This is a genomic window from Paenibacillus sp. PK1-4R (assembly GCF_030369595.1).
Classification (GTDB): domain Bacteria; phylum Bacillota; class Bacilli; order Paenibacillales; family Paenibacillaceae; genus Paenibacillus.
Map to the genome: position 1 here is coordinate 5812866 of NZ_CP126535.1, position 15857 is coordinate 5828722.

The 15857-nt window shown below is 45.7% G+C and carries 16 protein-coding genes; 2 read left to right on the forward strand and 14 right to left on the reverse strand.

Translation table 11 applies throughout. The features are described from left to right. Positions 1-62: 62 nt before the first annotated feature. A complete protein-coding gene (locus QNO02_RS25295; protein WP_289390357.1) occupies positions 63-854 on the reverse strand; it encodes a TrmH family RNA methyltransferase in 792 nt (263 codons plus the stop codon). 26 nt (positions 855-880) lie between these two features. Next, the gene (locus QNO02_RS25300) at positions 881-1582 is read right to left on the reverse strand and encodes a potassium channel family protein (RefSeq protein WP_076211287.1); all 702 of its coding nucleotides are present in this window, start codon (positions 1580-1582) and stop codon (positions 881-883) included. Between the two features lie 128 nt (positions 1583-1710). Between QNO02_RS25300 and sspI the strand changes: the two genes are divergently transcribed. After that, entirely contained in the window at positions 1711-1944 is a 234-nt protein-coding gene (gene sspI / locus QNO02_RS25305) for a small acid-soluble spore protein SspI (RefSeq protein ID WP_036673259.1), read from the forward strand. Positions 1945-2173: 229 nt separating this feature from the next. Here sspI and QNO02_RS25310 read toward each other — a convergent pair whose 3' ends face one another. The 12 genes from QNO02_RS25310 to QNO02_RS25365 form a co-directional block, all read right to left on the reverse strand. Next, positions 2174-3757: a peptide chain release factor 3 gene (locus QNO02_RS25310; protein WP_091037965.1), complete on the reverse strand. Its 1584-nt coding sequence runs from the start codon at positions 3755-3757 to the stop codon at positions 2174-2176. A gap of 353 nt (positions 3758-4110) precedes the next feature. Continuing rightward, positions 4111-4509, reverse strand: coding sequence for a DoxX family protein (locus tag QNO02_RS25315; protein ID WP_053783291.1), 399 nt, complete (start codon positions 4507-4509; stop codon positions 4111-4113). Between the two features lie 356 nt (positions 4510-4865). Next, positions 4866-6416, reverse strand: a complete 1551-nt coding sequence (gene zwf / locus QNO02_RS25320; protein WP_091037967.1) for a glucose-6-phosphate dehydrogenase — start codon at positions 6414-6416, stop codon at positions 4866-4868. A gap of 215 nt (positions 6417-6631) precedes the next feature. Continuing rightward, entirely contained in the window at positions 6632-7384 is a 753-nt protein-coding gene (locus QNO02_RS25325) for a YwmB family TATA-box binding protein (protein ID WP_289390359.1), read from the reverse strand. A 447-nt stretch (positions 7385-7831) separates the two neighbouring features. Continuing rightward, positions 7832-8500, reverse strand: coding sequence for a response regulator transcription factor (locus tag QNO02_RS25330; RefSeq protein WP_091020933.1), 669 nt, complete (start codon positions 8498-8500; stop codon positions 7832-7834). Beyond that, positions 8442-9557: a sensor histidine kinase gene (locus tag QNO02_RS25335; RefSeq protein WP_091037970.1), complete on the reverse strand. Its 1116-nt coding sequence runs from the start codon at positions 9555-9557 to the stop codon at positions 8442-8444. The genes QNO02_RS25330 and QNO02_RS25335 overlap by 59 nt, the downstream gene beginning before the upstream one ends. 31 nt (positions 9558-9588) lie before the next feature. After that, positions 9589-10236, reverse strand: a complete 648-nt coding sequence (gene liaF, locus QNO02_RS25340; RefSeq protein WP_133387410.1) for a cell wall-active antibiotics response protein LiaF — start codon at positions 10234-10236, stop codon at positions 9589-9591. 150 nt (positions 10237-10386) lie between these two features. Beyond that, a complete protein-coding gene (locus tag QNO02_RS25345) occupies positions 10387-11094 on the reverse strand; it encodes a PspA/IM30 family protein (protein ID WP_017692315.1) in 708 nt (235 codons plus the stop codon). Between the two features lies 1 nt (position 11095). Next, positions 11096-11605, reverse strand: coding sequence for a PspC domain-containing protein (locus tag QNO02_RS25350; protein ID WP_091037976.1), 510 nt, complete (start codon positions 11603-11605; stop codon positions 11096-11098). A gap of 17 nt (positions 11606-11622) precedes the next feature. Further along, positions 11623-11856, reverse strand: coding sequence for a PspC domain-containing protein (locus tag QNO02_RS25355; RefSeq protein WP_017692313.1), 234 nt, complete (start codon positions 11854-11856; stop codon positions 11623-11625). A 4-nt stretch (positions 11857-11860) separates the two neighbouring features. Continuing rightward, positions 11861-12532, reverse strand: a complete 672-nt coding sequence (locus QNO02_RS25360; protein ID WP_091037978.1) for a PspA/IM30 family protein — start codon at positions 12530-12532, stop codon at positions 11861-11863. Between the two features lie 35 nt (positions 12533-12567). Further along, complete coding sequence (locus QNO02_RS25365; RefSeq protein WP_017692311.1) at positions 12568-12876, reverse strand: LiaF transmembrane domain-containing protein; 309 nt, start codon at positions 12874-12876, stop codon at positions 12568-12570. A 557-nt stretch (positions 12877-13433) separates the two neighbouring features. Here QNO02_RS25365 and QNO02_RS25370 point away from each other — a divergent pair. Then, entirely contained in the window at positions 13434-15824 is a 2391-nt protein-coding gene (locus QNO02_RS25370) for a helix-turn-helix domain-containing protein (protein ID WP_289390361.1), read from the forward strand. Positions 15825-15857 lie beyond the last annotated feature (33 nt).

Below are 15857 nucleotides of genomic sequence, written 5' to 3' on the forward strand. Positions count from 1 at the left end.
ATTTGGGGGAAAGTTAATTTTAGTTAGGGACAGTTAATTTTAAATTGGACAGGAATTATTAGTTAGTTAAACATCCGCTGTCTCATCGCCTCAAATAACAGAATCGTTGCCGCCATTGCGGCGTTAAGCGACTCTGCCTGCCCCTGCATCGGGATCGTAATCGCATCATCTACCAAACGTGCCGTAGCATCCGAGATGCCTTTGCCTTCGTTACCAATGACAAGCCATACCGACTGCGTAAAATCATAACTATAACATGAATGCTCTGCCTGCAAAGAAGTACTTACCAGCTTCACGCCCGCGGCCTTCGCTTCGGGAAGCAAGGATTCCAACTGGCCCTCCACAATGGGCAGATGAAACAATGACCCCATCGTCGAGCGAATCGTCTTCGGGTTATATACATCAGCACAGCCAGCACCAAGTACAACCCCCGCTGCTCCAGCTGCGTCCGCACTACGGATGATCGTCCCCACATTACCCGGGTCTTGCACTCCGTCCAGCACCACAACAAGCCCACGAGCTCCGGTCATTAGGCTTTCCAGTGGTTCACTGCCTTTACGCACAATTGCGAATACAGGCTGCGGTGTCATTGTATCCGTACATTTGGCGATAACGGCAGGAGATACACTAACCCATTCCACACGCTGTAGCGGGTTCTCAAGCCCGGCGAGTTCGCTAGGTACGCCTTGCTCTCCATCGTACACGATGCACTCCAGATCTGCTCCGGCACGCAGTGCTTCCTGTACCAGATGAATGCCCTCAATGATATATTTATGTTGACGGGTACGATGCTTTTTCTCCAGCAACTGTGCCCATTCTTTTACACGTGTATTTTGCGGTGATACAATATCCATCTTTCCATCCTTCCCATCTGCATCCATCACTTCGGATACGCAAGCTCCATTTTCGTCAAATGATCCTTGTGACCCACAATGATCAGCACATCTCCAGCTTCGATTCGGTCCTCCGCGTACGGCGAGATGTTCATCGAATTCCCACTGCGAATCGCCATCACGTTACACCCAAAACGTGCCCGGATGTTTAATTCCATCAGGTTCTTACCGATCATTTGCTCGGAAGCTCTCATCTCCAGAATGCTGTAATCCTCAGACAACTCAATATAATCGAGTATATTCGGCGAGGTCAGATGATGGGCTACACGTAGTCCCATATCCCGCTCAGGATAGATCACCTTGTCTGCCCCGATCTTCTGCAGCACCTTACCATGAAGCTCATTTTGAGCTTTTACGATCAGCACTGGTACACCCATATCTTTCAATATCAAGGTTGTCAGAATACTCGCCTGTATATCTTCACCAATTGCCACAACGACAACATCGAAATTCCGTATGCCCAGCGCTCGCAGCGCTTCTTCATCTGTTGAATCTGCCGATACCGCATGGGTCACCACATTGGACATTTCCTGTGTCCGCTGCTCGTCCGCATCAATTGCCAGCACGTCAAATCCCATGCCACTCAGTGCATTGGCAACACTTGATCCGAACCGTCCCATGCCAATTACGGCATACTGTTTCTTGGCCATTAGGGTCTTAACCTCCCGCTGCACTTCAGCATGACGCATCATTACGGATACCCATGCTAACGTAAATAATCCTTCGTAGTATACCACAAAGCCTGATAAACTTGAATGCGCTCGCGCTTCCCAGGGAACAGTATTAGAGCAGCCGAATATACGAGGAGGGAATTGCGATGCCCATTACATTAAGCCTGCGTGAAGCGATTGTTCATAAAGTTCATGACAAGAGTGATGATCAGCTCCGGGAGATGATTGAAGGTTCAGTAGATGGACCGGAAGCTGCATTACCTGGACTTGGCGCCATTTTCGAGATGATCTGGAAGAACACAGAACCTGCCAAGCAGGAAGAACTCATTCAAATCGCGCAGGAGCATCTGCACACCATTCCCGTTCAACCGCTTCGCTAATCGAAGCATTGGAGGGTAAGGTAACCATCACACCGTTTGTTCTGTCTGCAAAAGAAAGCTTTCCCTTATTCGGCTGGATCATACCCGCCTCTCAGTAAGGTGTATAGCAATAGATCCCTCCGCCAATTGGCGGAGGGATCTTATTTTTAACAAGCTCTATCTCATCACATGAACTTGTCACGTTTAACTAACACATTAACTGATTACCACAGAATACGTGGACCGTCACTTAAGGTGCAGTCTCCAAGAATTTAGCAGTAGGATTTTTATCCATAGCCGTTCTCATGGCATACTCATTTTCGAAGAGCACCACATAATTCCCTTTTTTGTCTTTTACAAGCGCAGAGTTAATCCGGAATTTGCTTGGGTCCAGATTCTCGTCCACGATCCAGCGAGCGAACTGATAAGGCATACGCTGCAATTGCACGTCTACCCCATATTCACCTTTCATCCGGTATTCAAATACCTCAAACTGTAGTTGACCAATTACGCCGAGGATTGTCTCGTCGAAACTTGCCGTCTGGAACACCTGAATGGTTCCTTCCTCCGTCAACTGATCAATTCCTTTTTGGTACTGTTTATGTTTCAACGCATTTTTAACGGTAACTTTAGCGAAAATCTCTGGCGAGAACGTTGGCAACTCTTCAAAGATAACCTCGCTGCCTTGGCTCAGTGAATCGCCAATCCGGAAGATACCCGGATCGAACAAACCGATAATATCGCCGGCATACGCCTCTTCCACAATATCCCGATCTTGTGCCAGGAATTGCTGTGGCTGTGACAGCTTGATCTCTTTACCCACACGAGTATGCTTCACACTCATTCCACGTTGGAACTTGCCTGATACAATACGCAGGAACGCAATACGATCCCGGTGTGCCGGGTTCATGTTCGCTTGAATCTTGAATACATAACCGCTGAATTTCTCATTCGTTGGCTGAATCTCTCCTGCCGTACTGCGGCGTGGTTCAGGCTTCGGTGCCAGTTCCAGGAAATTCTCCAGGAAGGTCTGCACGCCGAAATTGTTAATCGCACTACCGAAGAAAATAGGGGTCAATTCGCCGCGTTGAACCTTCTCCATATCAAACGGATCTCCCGCAACGTCCAAAAGCTCCAGATCCTGAATTAACTGATCATGCAGATATTCTCCTGCCATCTCACGGATAATTGGATCTGTATAACCGTTTACTTTCTGAACTTTAATTGTCGAGTGATCGTCCCCTTGGAACAACTCCACCTGATTTTTCATCCGGTCATACACACCGCATAGCTCGCGACCTGTACCAATAGGCCAGTTCATCGGAACTGAACGGATACCCAGTACATTTTCAAGTTCTTCCATCAGATCAAATGGGCTTTTACCCTCACGGTCGAGTTTGTTGATAAACGTAAAGATTGGAATCCCACGCTTCGCACATACCTGGAACAACTTGATCGTTTGTGCCTCGACACCTTTTGCCACGTCAATCAACATCACCGCGCTGTCGGCAGCCGTCAGTGTACGATACGTATCTTCACTGAAATCCTGGTGACCCGGTGTATCCAGAATGTTAACGCGATGGTTCAGGTAATCAAATTGCATTACGGAAGAGGTAACCGAGATCCCCCGTTGTTTCTCAATTTCCATCCAGTCACTTGTTGCGTGTTTGCTGGCTTTCCGAGCTTTTACCGTTCCCGCAAGGCGAATCGCGCCCCCGAACAGCAACAGTTTCTCGGTTAATGTGGTTTTACCCGCATCCGGGTGAGAGATAATGGCAAACGTCCGGCGTTTGTCCACTTCCTGTTGAAGAATATCATTTGCAGCTTTGCTCATAGGTTTAATCCCTTTCGTCCGTTCATTCACGTTAATCCGGCATCGCCGGTCCATCATTCAATCTTTATGCAATCCGGCAAAGCCGGTTGATTGTACACTGGTCATTTTGCATACGAGGTATTCATACACTAGATTAATTTTACACATTTACAATGGAGTTCATCCTCCTCAAATCTGTGCTTTCATGTATACCGTGAACTGCTTCTTAACCCAACTCTCCTATTGTACCATAATCTGTACCGAAAATAACCGATTACTACCGCAGATTCTTCTCTTTCATTTGCAAAAAAAAAGCACCCTTCAGCCATTTTCATGGCATCCAGGCACTCCTCATTCATTTTTAGTTATCGGGTTTAGAAAATCAATGCATCCAGCGCGTATTGTCCGCCACCGGTCAGGGCCAGCGCTACACCAACCACCAGAATCGCGAGATTATATTCAAATCCGTTCTGTGTGGACCAGTATCCGTTCGCTCCATGGACTTTCACAATCGCAATGACCATCGTCAATGCAATCAGAATGCCACCTACCGGTGTGAGCAGACCCAGAGCCAGCAGCAATCCGCCACCAAATTCCGCGAGTCCAGCCAGTAACGCCACCAATGCACCGGGTTTCATGCCCATCGACTCGAACCAGCCGCCTGTACCCTTGATTCCGTAACCTCCGAACCAACCAAACAGCTTTTGAGCCCCGTGCGCCATGAACGACAATCCAATCACCAAACGAATCAACAACAACCCTACATCCAACATCATTTTCTTTTTCCTCCATTCAATATATACAAAATAGTATTCTTAGATTAAAGATATTATGCATATTTTTTTCATGATTCTCTGTGACGCAAACCCCTTCAACTGGTTTACATTTTATCTCATGAATGATAACTTATCCGAAACGTTTGCCCGGATGAAGTTTGTCATTTGCGTAACTCTTTAACTCATGTGTTGAGTATAAGTTATATACTTACTTTTTGTCAACAACTTAATTTAAATTACTTATTTCCTTATGATGGATACCTCCCTTTTACCCGCTAAAAAGCCTGGGGACACCGCAAAATTGCGAAGTCTCCAGGCTCAGTCATGGTGTTTATGTTGTTAATTCCCTTAACCTAACCGTTCACTTGCCAGATCACGCTGTCCTCGTCCTGACCATTCACCGGCCACCAGTGGAATCCGTCCTGCTCCAGCAGCTTATCTGTCGCTTCTGGTCCCCAAGTTCCAGCAGGGTACGTATGAAGCTCTCCTTGATTCTGCCCCCAGGCTGCTGCGATCCGATCCACAAAGGACCAGGCTGTTGCCACTTCATCCCAACGGGTGAAGTACGTAGAATCACCCTCTGCTGCATCGTGCAGCAGACGTTCATACGCTTCAGGCGAGTTAATTCCAATCATGCAGCTCTGACAGAAATCCATCGCAAGCGGCTGAATCTCAGAATCCGAGCCTGGTTTCTTGGCATTGATTTTGATATATATGCCTTCCATCGGATTCACCCGAATGACTAGCAGATTCGGTTCCAATTTATACTTTTTCCCAAGGTACACGTTGTTTGGCATTGACTTGAACTCAACTACGATCTCGGTTGTTTTCACCGGAAGACGCTTGCCTGTCCGAATGTAGAATGGAACACCCGCCCAGCGGAAATTATCCACGAATACACGTGCTGCAAAATAAGTCTCCGTATTCGACTGTGGATCAACCTTGTCTTCCTGGCGATACCCCGGAAGCTGCTTGCCACGGTACTCCCCTTCGGCATACTGTCCCCTCACAACGTTGTTGCTCACTTCCTCATCCGAAGTAAAAGCTCGCAATGAGCGTAATACCTTCACCTTCTCATCCCGAATATCCTCCGGAAAAAGGCGACTCGGCGGTTCCATCGCAATCATCGTCAGCATCTGAAGCATATGATTCTGCCCCATGTCACGCAGTGCACCGGAGTGATCATAATAACCACCACGTTCTTCCACGCCTACCGTCTCACCAAGCGTAATCTGAACGTTGGCAATATGTTTGTTATTCCACAGCGGTTCAAAAAAAGCATTTCCGAAGCGGATCACTTCGATATTTTGCACCATTTCCTTGCCCAAATAATGATCAATCCGATAGATTTCCTCTTCACGGAATACCTCACGAATCTGCTCATTCAGATGTTCGGCCGATTGCAGATCATAACCAAATGGTTTTTCGATCACCAAACGGTTCCACCCCTGACTTTCCAACATACCGCCGTCCCGCAAACTGTACGAGACACTGCCAAACAGCTCAGGTGCCAATGCCAGATAGAACAGCCGATTCCCTGGCGTTTTAAACTTCGATTCCAGATGCTCCGTCTGCGCACGCAGCTCTTTGAATCCTTCCACATTATTGATATCCAGTGCTTTGTATTCAAAATGATCGACAAAAGCGTTCCACTCATCAGGTTCCCCCGCTGGATAACGGCAGAACTCTTTAATGGATTCATAGATGTCTTCCCGGAATTCTTCTGGGGACCTCGGACGACGTGCTACGCCAATAACCGCAAAGTCTTCGGCAAGCTTGCCTTCACGGTAAAGACTGTAGATGGCCGGAAACAGCTTCCGGCGGGCCAAATCACCCGTTGCTCCAAAAATGAAAAATACTGCGCCTGGTGTCTGTACTTCATCTTGCGATTGTTTTTCAACCATGGGCTCCTCTTTCTTCCGGGAAGATAACCTTCATGCTCTCCCCGAGCTATGTAATGGTGTTATATATGCACGACATACAACTGTCAATTACCAGCAAGTTCCTTCTTGGATGTGATGCCATTTTAGCATATCAACTGAATGGATGCACTATTTCAAACTCATTTTTCTGATAAAGATTCTCAATATTGGGTCACAATTCATGAAAAATTCATCCCTTAATATTCAATCGTAATCACCGGAAACCCCACTGTAATTCGATTGTCGACCTCGTCTCCAACCTGGTGAACTGCGAGTTGCATATTCAACATGTGCGAGCCACTCTTGATCGATAGGGGCAGCTCAGCCGCCTTATAAGAGACACTTGCGCTGGCTACATCCGTATAACGTTCAATGGAGGCGATATCCACATTTTTGGACAGGCTTTTCTCGATGAGTGCTAACTGCTGACTCGCATCACCTTCAATAGTAGTAGCTGCCGTACCTTGCACAGATATATTCCAGTTTGCCTTCATCCCTGAGTCTACAAGCAGTTGATCCACCTGTTCATGTACTGTCATTAATGCCTTCCGATCCGTGTGTGCATCCCCTGAAAGTTGTACGATGGCGTAGTAACCGTTATCTCCTGTCTCGACGACATTGACCAACAGGCCTGCTTCTCCACCAGTAGCCTCAACTGGTACTACTTCACTGCGATACACATCATGGCCCGTCTGGCTTACCCGTACTGGTTGTTCCAGTCCCAAGTGACTGGCCAGTAATGCTGCTTGTGCTTGTGCATCTCCCCGGCCTTCTCCTTGCCATTTAATCACCAGACGATCAACATTATCAATCACGCTGTCAGCTGTATAGATTAGTTGTTCCAGTTGGGCAGCTTTGGATTCGTTCTTCTCTGCATATACCTGTGTCACACCGATAAGAATAATGATTGCTATTGCCAAGATACCTGCTGTCATCCAACGATTTAACATTTGAATCCCCCTTTCATTCTTGCATTCTATTAATCTATCAACAGCATGCCCCTTTCCCACATTAGCTATACTTCTTCTGAACACATCAAAAAAAGCCCCACCCGCCACATGCATGGCAGATCAGAGCTTTCCATTCATCCTTATAGAGGTTGTTCAAAAAGTCCGCTTTTGATTACGAAGGGTGCCTAGCGGCGGCATCAACATCGAATATGGAATTCAGCCGAAATAAGTAGAGGCTTACGAAGAATGTTTCCTTTGGAAACATGCGGTTGCTCACGTAGCTCGATCTACGCTCCGCTACTCCATTTCTAGCTTTATCCCATCTTCTTGGTACTGAAAATCGATCTTTTTGAACATACACTTATATATAAATCATCTCTTATCTATAACTTCCGCACATTAATGCACGGTTCTTTGGCTTGATTATGATATTGCATATGATCCTGCTTACTCTGCAAGTCCGTTTTTATAAGCATAGATCGCAGCCTGTGTGCGGTCGTCTACGCCCAATTTTGCCAGTAGGTTGGTAACATGGAATTTCACTGTCTTAATGCCAATGATCAGATCATCAGCGATGTCCTGATTCGATTTACCTTTTGCGAGCAACCGGAGTACATCCATTTCCCGGTCCGTCAACTCATCATGCAAAGGAGCTGCTGCCTGTGGCTGCCGGAATCGATTCATCATTTTCGAAGCGACCTGTGACTCCAGAACGGATTGCCCACGAGCTGCTGCGCGAATCGCATCTGCCACTTCATTGGCTCTTGATGTTTTCAACAGATAACTGAATGCGCCTGCTTCAATGACAGGGTACATTTTTTCATCATCCAGGTAACTGGTCAATACGATGACTTTGCACTCCGGATACATTTTAAGTACCTGACGAGTAGCCTCAATGCCATCCATGCCTTCCATAACCAGGTCCATTAGAACAACATCAGGCTTATACTCCTGTGCAAGCCGAATGCCTTCCTCTCCACTACCTGCTTCACCAACAACTTCAATTCCATCTTCGGTATCCAGTACCGCTGCAAGACCAATACGTACCATCTCATGATCATCCACGAGCAATACTTTGATCGACGTTTCCGTCTCCGTTTCGACTTCCGGTTCCATTGACATGTTCTTCCTCGCTTTCATCGTTCATCAAAGGTATCGTAATCTCAATCCGCGTTCCCTTACCAGGCGCTGTTACAAATTGTATGGCCCCGCCAATCTCCGTAACACGTTCACGCATGTTAGCCAGACCGTAGGAAGCTTGTTTATTCTCATCCAGATCGAAGCCTTGCCCATCATCACGAATCAATACCCGGATCGCATCAGTACGGCGCTGGATCCGTATCTCCATTTTTTCCGCCTTTGCATGCCGTAACGTATTGGACATAGCCTCCTGAACGATTCGAAACAGATGATTCTCGATGCCTTTGATCAGATCAATGTCTTCGTCCATTTCCAGCACAATGTCCATCGGTACTTTTGTTTTCAGTTCCATCACCAGATCACGCAGACCTTGTTCGAGATGTTTACCCTCCAGATAGACTGGCCGCAGATGTAACAGTAACGCACGCATCTCGGACTGAGCTACCGAAGCCATCTCCTCAATCAAAGCCACCTGCCGCTGAGCACGTTCAAAATCCTTCTCCATCTTCCGTCCAACAGCCGTTGCTGTCATGGATATCGCGAACAATTGCTGCGATACCGCATCATGCAGTTCCCGTGCCAGCCGCTGCCGCTCTTCCACAATAGCCGTAATTCTGGATTGTTCAGCAAGCTGTGCATTATGAGTAGATAATCGCTGGAGCGAAGATACCTGATCTTCCCACTTTTTTCCGATTCGTCCGAGTTGCTCACTTAAACGACCCACATCATCATCGCCCAGATCAGGTACAGTGCGGGATAGAGAGCCCTTCTCCCACAGTAGAAGTGTTTCCCGCAGCAGTTCAAGCCGGCGTTTAACCCGATAACTCTGATAGAACCCAAAGACCGCTCCGATTCCAATCAGAAGTAACAATAGAGCCAGACCCGATTGAATCAGATGACGCCAGCCTGCAAACGGAGCAAGATAACCATATGTATACAATACATACAAAATAACAGCAAGTACAATGAAAACCAGGAGGATCCCTTCACCCATACTTCGGGTTACCATGTCGGTATGTCGTTTTGTCTTCATCGGGGTCTCCTCCTTCTCTTCATCTATTTTACTACGGATTACTGATGCTTAGGTCGCCAACAATATAAGAAATGACAAATTTTGCTTTATGTTCACTGGATTCATATCCAGGTGTTCTCCATACTAATTTGTTCATCATGCCGCTATCTTGTTCTCCAAGAAGATTAATCCGGCCGAAAAGAACCGATGCTTCAATCTCCACACCATAATCTTCTGGTAGCGTCAGGCGAACATTACCCATAACTCCTTGCAGCAGCACAATCGTTTGTTTCTCCTCCGGAATCGAGAGAGACAGATCCGCGTTAACCTCACCTATGGCATGCCACAGACTCATACTACGTAACGTCCAGGATGATTGATCCCAGTAGTACCGAGCCATGAAATTCTGTTTCTTCATAACGCCTTCGTCCAGATGAATCTTTTTGTTTTTTGAATAAAAGTAAGCTAAAGAAGCCAGTACAATCAAAAATACAATCATCAAATTATCCAGCAATAACAGTGCCGCACCAATGCCAAGATACCGATGACCTTTGCGGGTATCCCCATTGCGGACTTGAAGCATTCCAACCGTTAACAGAATCAGTGCGGCAGCGGTCAGCAAGTTAATATTCTGATTCAATAACATCATTATGCCAATGATCATAATGACAACTGCAAGCCATTTACTCTTTTGATTCATCCCCGCCGCACCTCCTCTGTAAGTTAATCTCTCTTTATTCAACGGAAAAGCCATACCAGGCAATGAAGTCCTGTATGGCTTAACTTTTGTTCTACCAACCGTACATTATACACGATTTATAGAATATCATATTGTCCACTAAGCGAACAGTTATTCTTTTGAAGTTCCGTTCGCTTCATTCTTGGAACCATTGCCCATTTTGTTTTTGAGGGCTTGTAATTGCTGATCCACTTTGAACTGTTTTTCCACATCTACAGGATTTGTGTACGTGGATGATGTGTTGCGATAAGGTGCACGAGCTACGTCAGCTTCAGCTTCCAGCTGCATGATTTTCTCTTCCATGCGGTGGAATCCAAGTGATGCGCCGCCACTTTCGATCGAATGCAAGCTGTTGATGGAAGACATTTGTTTTTTGGCTTTTGCCATTTGTGCACGGGATACAAGTTCATTACGTTTGTTACGCATTTTGTAGAACTCATCTTTCATATCATGCAACTGTTGCAACAGATCTTTTGCTTGTGCTTCGGACTGTGCATGCAGTTCGCTGTACTCCGTAATTTTTTGATCAAAGTAGATTTTCTCTTCCAACAATTTGCGTGCCACTTCTTCCTGACCGTTAGACAGAGCAGCTTCTGCTTGGGACTCACGTTGTACCGAAGTACGCTCCGCTTCATCCAAACGTTGTTTCATGCGACGCTCATTTGCCATTTGTTTGGCAACAGTTACCTCTGCCTCATGAATCTCAGCCTCCATATCACGCAAGTACTGGTTCAACATTACAATCGGGTCCTCTACTTTATCCAACATATCATTTACCGATGCTTTCGTCATATCCTTAATCCGTTTAAATACTCCCATTTTACTTTTCTCCCTTCTCGTAACGAGATAATTTTTGGCGAAGCTCTTCAACTTCTTTTTTCAGTGCTTTTTTCTCGATATCTTTCATCATGGAATCAAGTTCACTTTCTTGTGGTGCACCTGCTCCGTAGGCGTTGTTGTCATAAGAACGCGGACCAGATTGAGGTCTGCTGTTGTATCCAGGGCCGGGACCGAAGTTACCAGGACCTTGTTGGTTGTGATTATTTTGAAAAGGACCTCTTGGTGGCTGGTGATCATAGTTGTTGTATCCTCTGCCAGGACCAGGACCTGGGCCCGGACCGTAGCCATATGGATCATAAGGCGGATACGGCTCTTTTGGTACCACCAGTGCTGCAATAAAGTATATTAACAACGACGTGCCGCCAGTTACGAAGATACTGATAACAAAGATGATACGCAGCAGGGTGGAATCCATTCCGATGGTTTCGGAAATTCCGCCGCACAAGCCGGTTAACATCCGGTCACGCGTTGAGCGGTATAATTTGCTCATGTGCTTGCTCCTTTCGTTTACTTGTATCCTCTTACGTTGGAATCATAAGCATATGGATCAACGTGGTTGGATTCCTTTGGTACCACCAATGCAGCGATGAAGTAGATCAACAATGATGTACCTCCCGTAGCGAAAATACTGATGAAGAAGATGATACGTAGCAGCGTGGTACTCAATCCGAGATTTTCAGAAATGCCGCCGATCAAACCTGTTAGCATTCGATTACGCGCCGAGCGGTATAATTTACTCATGTGACTACTCCTTTCTGTCATTGTTCAATTTCTGTCTTAAGCGTTCCAGTTCCTTATCCAGCGTAGAGGATGACATGCTGCCAGTCACTCCTGAACCATCTTGACTCATCCGCCGGATATCGCGGAGACTTTGTGCTTCATATTCGAGATCAGAGACTTGGTCATCCAGTCGGTTAAACATACGGGGTACATTCTGACCGTTGTGATTGCCTCTCTGGTTCATACGTTGTTGTAACTGAATCGTCTGCATACGAGCGTAGTAATATTGACGTTTGCTGTATACATTCTGATATTCAACCTTCAGCTGGTCGATCTGTTCATCCAGCTCCTGTAATGCCGCATAACTTTGTGCATACAATTCATTGTACTGTTCCATTTTTTCCTCGTGGAGGATTTTCTCCTGCAAGGCCAGCTTAGCGAGATGTTCTTCCCCTGCTTTCAGAGCCATGGAAGCCTGTTCTTCCCGTTTGTTCACCATACCTGCTGCCTGATCGGCTTGTTGTTTCATTTGTCTGGTATGGCTTGCATATTGATGACGAAGTTTCTCGGCTTCACCGATGTCTTGGCGGGTCGAGACCAGGAACTGATCAATCAGTTTGACTGGATCCTGACTTTGCTCCAAATGTTCGTTCAGATTGGCTACGGTAATATCCCGCATTCGACGAAATACACTCATTATGTTCTGTCCCTCCTTTTCATAATCGTGAAAACTTAGTACCGACCACGACGACTGCGGTTATTGCTTAGCATTGAGATACCAAAGATGATTAACCCGATCGCGATGATCGGTCCGATCAACCATGCCAGTTTACCCATCAGTGAGATGATACCGATGATGAGAACAATCCAGCCAAGCATCACATTCCCTCGTTTAACTCCGTAGTATCCCAGTGCAATCATCAGGACCGGAATCAGATAACCCATTAAGTGTCCAAGAAGTGGAGTTAACTTTCCGAAGAGGAGTAGTGCACCCAGCGCAATCAATACAATCGCCCAGCCATTTCCCTTATTCAATCTCATAATTGTTGTTCACCGCCCTTTCCATTCGTTCGTTTTAATGTGTTGAGTCATTTGTTCGTTTGTTTCTTGTTTTTTTGTTTCCGTGTTTCTTGTTTAACCTTATGTCCTTATTCTAGGGGATTCCGCGACTTTTCAAAACAGACCGTGGACGGTTTTTCATCCTAGACTCAGGTCGGGGATCTAGTTGGACCTTTGACTGTCCCTGTATAAGACCAACGTTCCACCTAAGCTGAATAACACTCCAGATACCTTCCATTACCCGTATTCAGGCTGCCCTTTAGCCGATATCGACCTGTAGAGAGAATGATGTCCATGTCTCTATTTACGTTCACACTGCAATTTCGTTTCTCATGATTCCGTGTTGGATAGTCAGTCCAAGCCGTTTCTCTAGCCGTTTCTGCAAGATCATCTATCAGCAATCCCTTATCTCTACTTCTATACCCTCTCGTGAAATTACTTATTTATCCAAATAAACAAAATTTAGATTGTTCTATATGTAAGCGTTTACTAAAATAGAAAGTGTTACTATTTCTAATGTCAGGGGTGGAACTGAGACTGTGCGACCAATCAGCTATCTCCATAAAATGATCATCTTTGGAATCCTGTTAAGCACCCTGCCCATTTTGTTAACGGGAATTGCCGCATTTATCTATTCATCGAACCAAACTGAGCTGCATCGTACGCAGGCCAACAGACAGTTGCTGGAACAAATGCAATCCAACGTAGAGCACAAACTCGCTACAGTCAGTTATATGCTTGATCAGGCCGTTCGCTCCCCAGTAACTCTCCGTTCCCTGTCTGCTTCTTCTTCACTGGAAGGGAAAGGGCCTTTGCTTGCCGACAAACTACAGAGTGAATTTAAGAATATGAGGTCATGGGAACCTATGCTGGATATTACCCTGGTGAATCAATCTCAGAATTGGCTTATTGATCATGCCGGATTATATCGTAATACGGATTTTCCGCTGGCTCTTCCCATGAAGGAATTGATATCGGATACGCTAACCTCTGGATGGCAGCTCTCCCCTTCATCGGTGTTCAGTAATGATGAGCGTTCACCCGGTACAGGCTGTATTTATCATATTGCCCTTGCGAGATCTATTCCGGATCTAAATACGTCTTCCGATGCTGCTCTGATTGCGGGAATTCCTGCATGCTCTTTGCAAAATACACTTGGAGAAGCCTTCTTAGGCAATGCTGCCTCAGGACTGATCATCTTGAATCGGGAACAACGTATTTTGGTCCATCCCGATCCTGTATACATTGGACAACCTTTGTCTGCCTTAGGATTACAGGATCGGGATACGGAAGACAACATAACCAAACTATCACCCATTACATTTTCAACAGGCTTTGAAAAACGGGAAGTCAAGATCGCAGATACACATTATTCCCTGACATATAGCCCTTCTACCTTAAAAGGATGGACATATGTTCTAATCTCACCTACCAATATTCTGACACAAGAATATATCGATATCGGCTTACACACCTTGTATATCAGTATCTTCTTACTTTTACTTTCATTATTACTCGCCTGGCTCGGCTCCAAGCGAATGCATGTCCCGATTCGTAAACTTTTAACCCAACTTGGTGACAACCATCTGTCCAAAGAAGGAAAAACATTAGCTCAGCAATCACCACCATTTTCTGATGAGTTCGAACAGATTAGAGCAGGAGTCTCACAATTATCTGCCTCTCGCTCCCAATTAGAGAACACACTTAATATGCATCTGTTGCAGATTCGCACTCATTTTATGATGAATCTGTTCCAGGGCAGGAGCCCTGTGCATACTCTTCATGACACCTTGAATGAATATGGCTACACGCATCAGGTTCGGGAATGGCAACAAATTGCTGTTATTACATTACAGGCCGATCTCGTTAATCATACAAAATATAGAGCTAGTGATCGTGACCTCTTATTATTCGCTATTCAAAATATATTGGCGGAAACGGTTGTGCATAACCAACAATTGCTTCCCATTGTGCTGGAACATACAGTAGTCACGGTGATTGGGACCGTTGAACAGGATCAGTTTATTTTTTCACAGCAACTATATGTATTAACAGACCAGTTACAACAACAGATGGATAAGATTCTAACTCTTCAAGTCAGTATAGGATTCAGCCAGCCGCACAGCTCTATATATCACATCCCTCAAGCTTACACAGAAGCTATGGAAGCATTGAGGCATCGGATGAAGCTGGGAACAGGCATTATTTTTCAATATGAGAACATAGATCATTACGCTCCCACTTGGCCCATGACCTACCCGGAATCATTGGAATATTCATTGATCCAAGCTATTCAAAGTGCGGACGAAGTCCAGGCCTCTGCTCTTCTGCAACAACTGCTTGAAGTGATCTTTGGTATGGAGGTTACACCCGAGGAGTATGAGGTAACTCTTACGAGGCTACTCACGCATATTTTGCAAATGACTCAGGAATCCGGCATACGACTCGGACAGATCTACCAGGGCCGTGGATCAGTGTTTCATGAACTTCATGGTTTGCAGTACGCCGCTGAAGTTGAGGAATGGTTTAACCATCAAGTCATCTTGCCCATCATCCAGGTTTTTAAAGCAAGACAGTATGCCCAGTATCAACATATATCTGAGAAAATGATTGCCATGATTCATCAAGATTATGATAAGGATCTGACGCTTGAGGAATGTGCTGTTAAGCTTCACTACAATGCCAACTACTTAAGTAGTGTTTTCCGCAAAGAGACAGGCTGTGCATTTAGTGAATATCTGACCAAGTACCGATTTAATATCGCTAAAAAATGGCTGGATGAGAGTGATCTAACCGTTAAAGATATCGCAGCACGACTTCGGTACAACAATCCGCAAAACTTTATCCGATCATTCCGTAAATGGGAAGGAATCACCCCCGGCCAGTACCGGGAGCGTAAGCAGAAAGTAGAAGTGTCGAACAGAAATTAGAAAAGGAGCACGATTGTAAGTCGTACCCCTTCG

What these genes read in the sequence shown, in the direction of transcription:
- QNO02_RS25350 (WP_091037976.1), bottom strand. Translation starts at nt 11,605, where the DNA reads ATGAGCAAATTATACCGCTCAACGCGTGACCGGATGTTAACCGGCTTG.
- QNO02_RS25295 (WP_289390357.1), bottom strand. Translation starts at nt 854, where the DNA reads ATGGATATTGTATCACCGCAAAATACACGTGTAAAAGAATGGGCACAG.
- QNO02_RS25355 (WP_017692313.1), bottom strand. Translation starts at nt 11,856, where the DNA reads ATGAGTAAATTATACCGCTCGGCGCGTAATCGAATGCTAACAGGTTTG.
- QNO02_RS25360 (WP_091037978.1), bottom strand. Translation starts at nt 12,532, where the DNA reads ATGAGTGTATTTCGTCGAATGCGGGATATTACCGTAGCCAATCTGAAC.
- QNO02_RS25300 (WP_076211287.1), bottom strand. Translation starts at nt 1,582, where the DNA reads ATGCGTCATGCTGAAGTGCAGCGGGAGGTTAAGACCCTAATGGCCAAG.
- QNO02_RS25315 (WP_053783291.1), bottom strand. Translation starts at nt 4,509, where the DNA reads ATGTTGGATGTAGGGTTGTTGTTGATTCGTTTGGTGATTGGATTGTCG.
- QNO02_RS25310 (WP_091037965.1), bottom strand. Translation starts at nt 3,757, where the DNA reads ATGAGCAAAGCTGCAAATGATATTCTTCAACAGGAAGTGGACAAACGC.
- zwf (WP_091037967.1), bottom strand. Translation starts at nt 6,416, where the DNA reads ATGGTTGAAAAACAATCGCAAGATGAAGTACAGACACCAGGCGCAGTA.
- QNO02_RS25335 (WP_091037970.1), bottom strand. Translation starts at nt 9,557, where the DNA reads ATGAAGACAAAACGACATACCGACATGGTAACCCGAAGTATGGGTGAA.
- QNO02_RS25325 (WP_289390359.1), bottom strand. Translation starts at nt 7,384, where the DNA reads ATGTTAAATCGTTGGATGACAGCAGGTATCTTGGCAATAGCAATCATT.
- QNO02_RS25345 (WP_017692315.1), bottom strand. Translation starts at nt 11,094, where the DNA reads ATGGGAGTATTTAAACGGATTAAGGATATGACGAAAGCATCGGTAAAT.
- liaF (WP_133387410.1), bottom strand. Translation starts at nt 10,236, where the DNA reads ATGAATCAAAAGAGTAAATGGCTTGCAGTTGTCATTATGATCATTGGC.
- QNO02_RS25365 (WP_017692311.1), bottom strand. Translation starts at nt 12,876, where the DNA reads ATGAGATTGAATAAGGGAAATGGCTGGGCGATTGTATTGATTGCGCTG.
- sspI (WP_036673259.1), top strand. Translation starts at nt 1,711, where the DNA reads ATGCCCATTACATTAAGCCTGCGTGAAGCGATTGTTCATAAAGTTCAT.
- QNO02_RS25330 (WP_091020933.1), bottom strand. Translation starts at nt 8,500, where the DNA reads ATGGAACCGGAAGTCGAAACGGAGACGGAAACGTCGATCAAAGTATTG.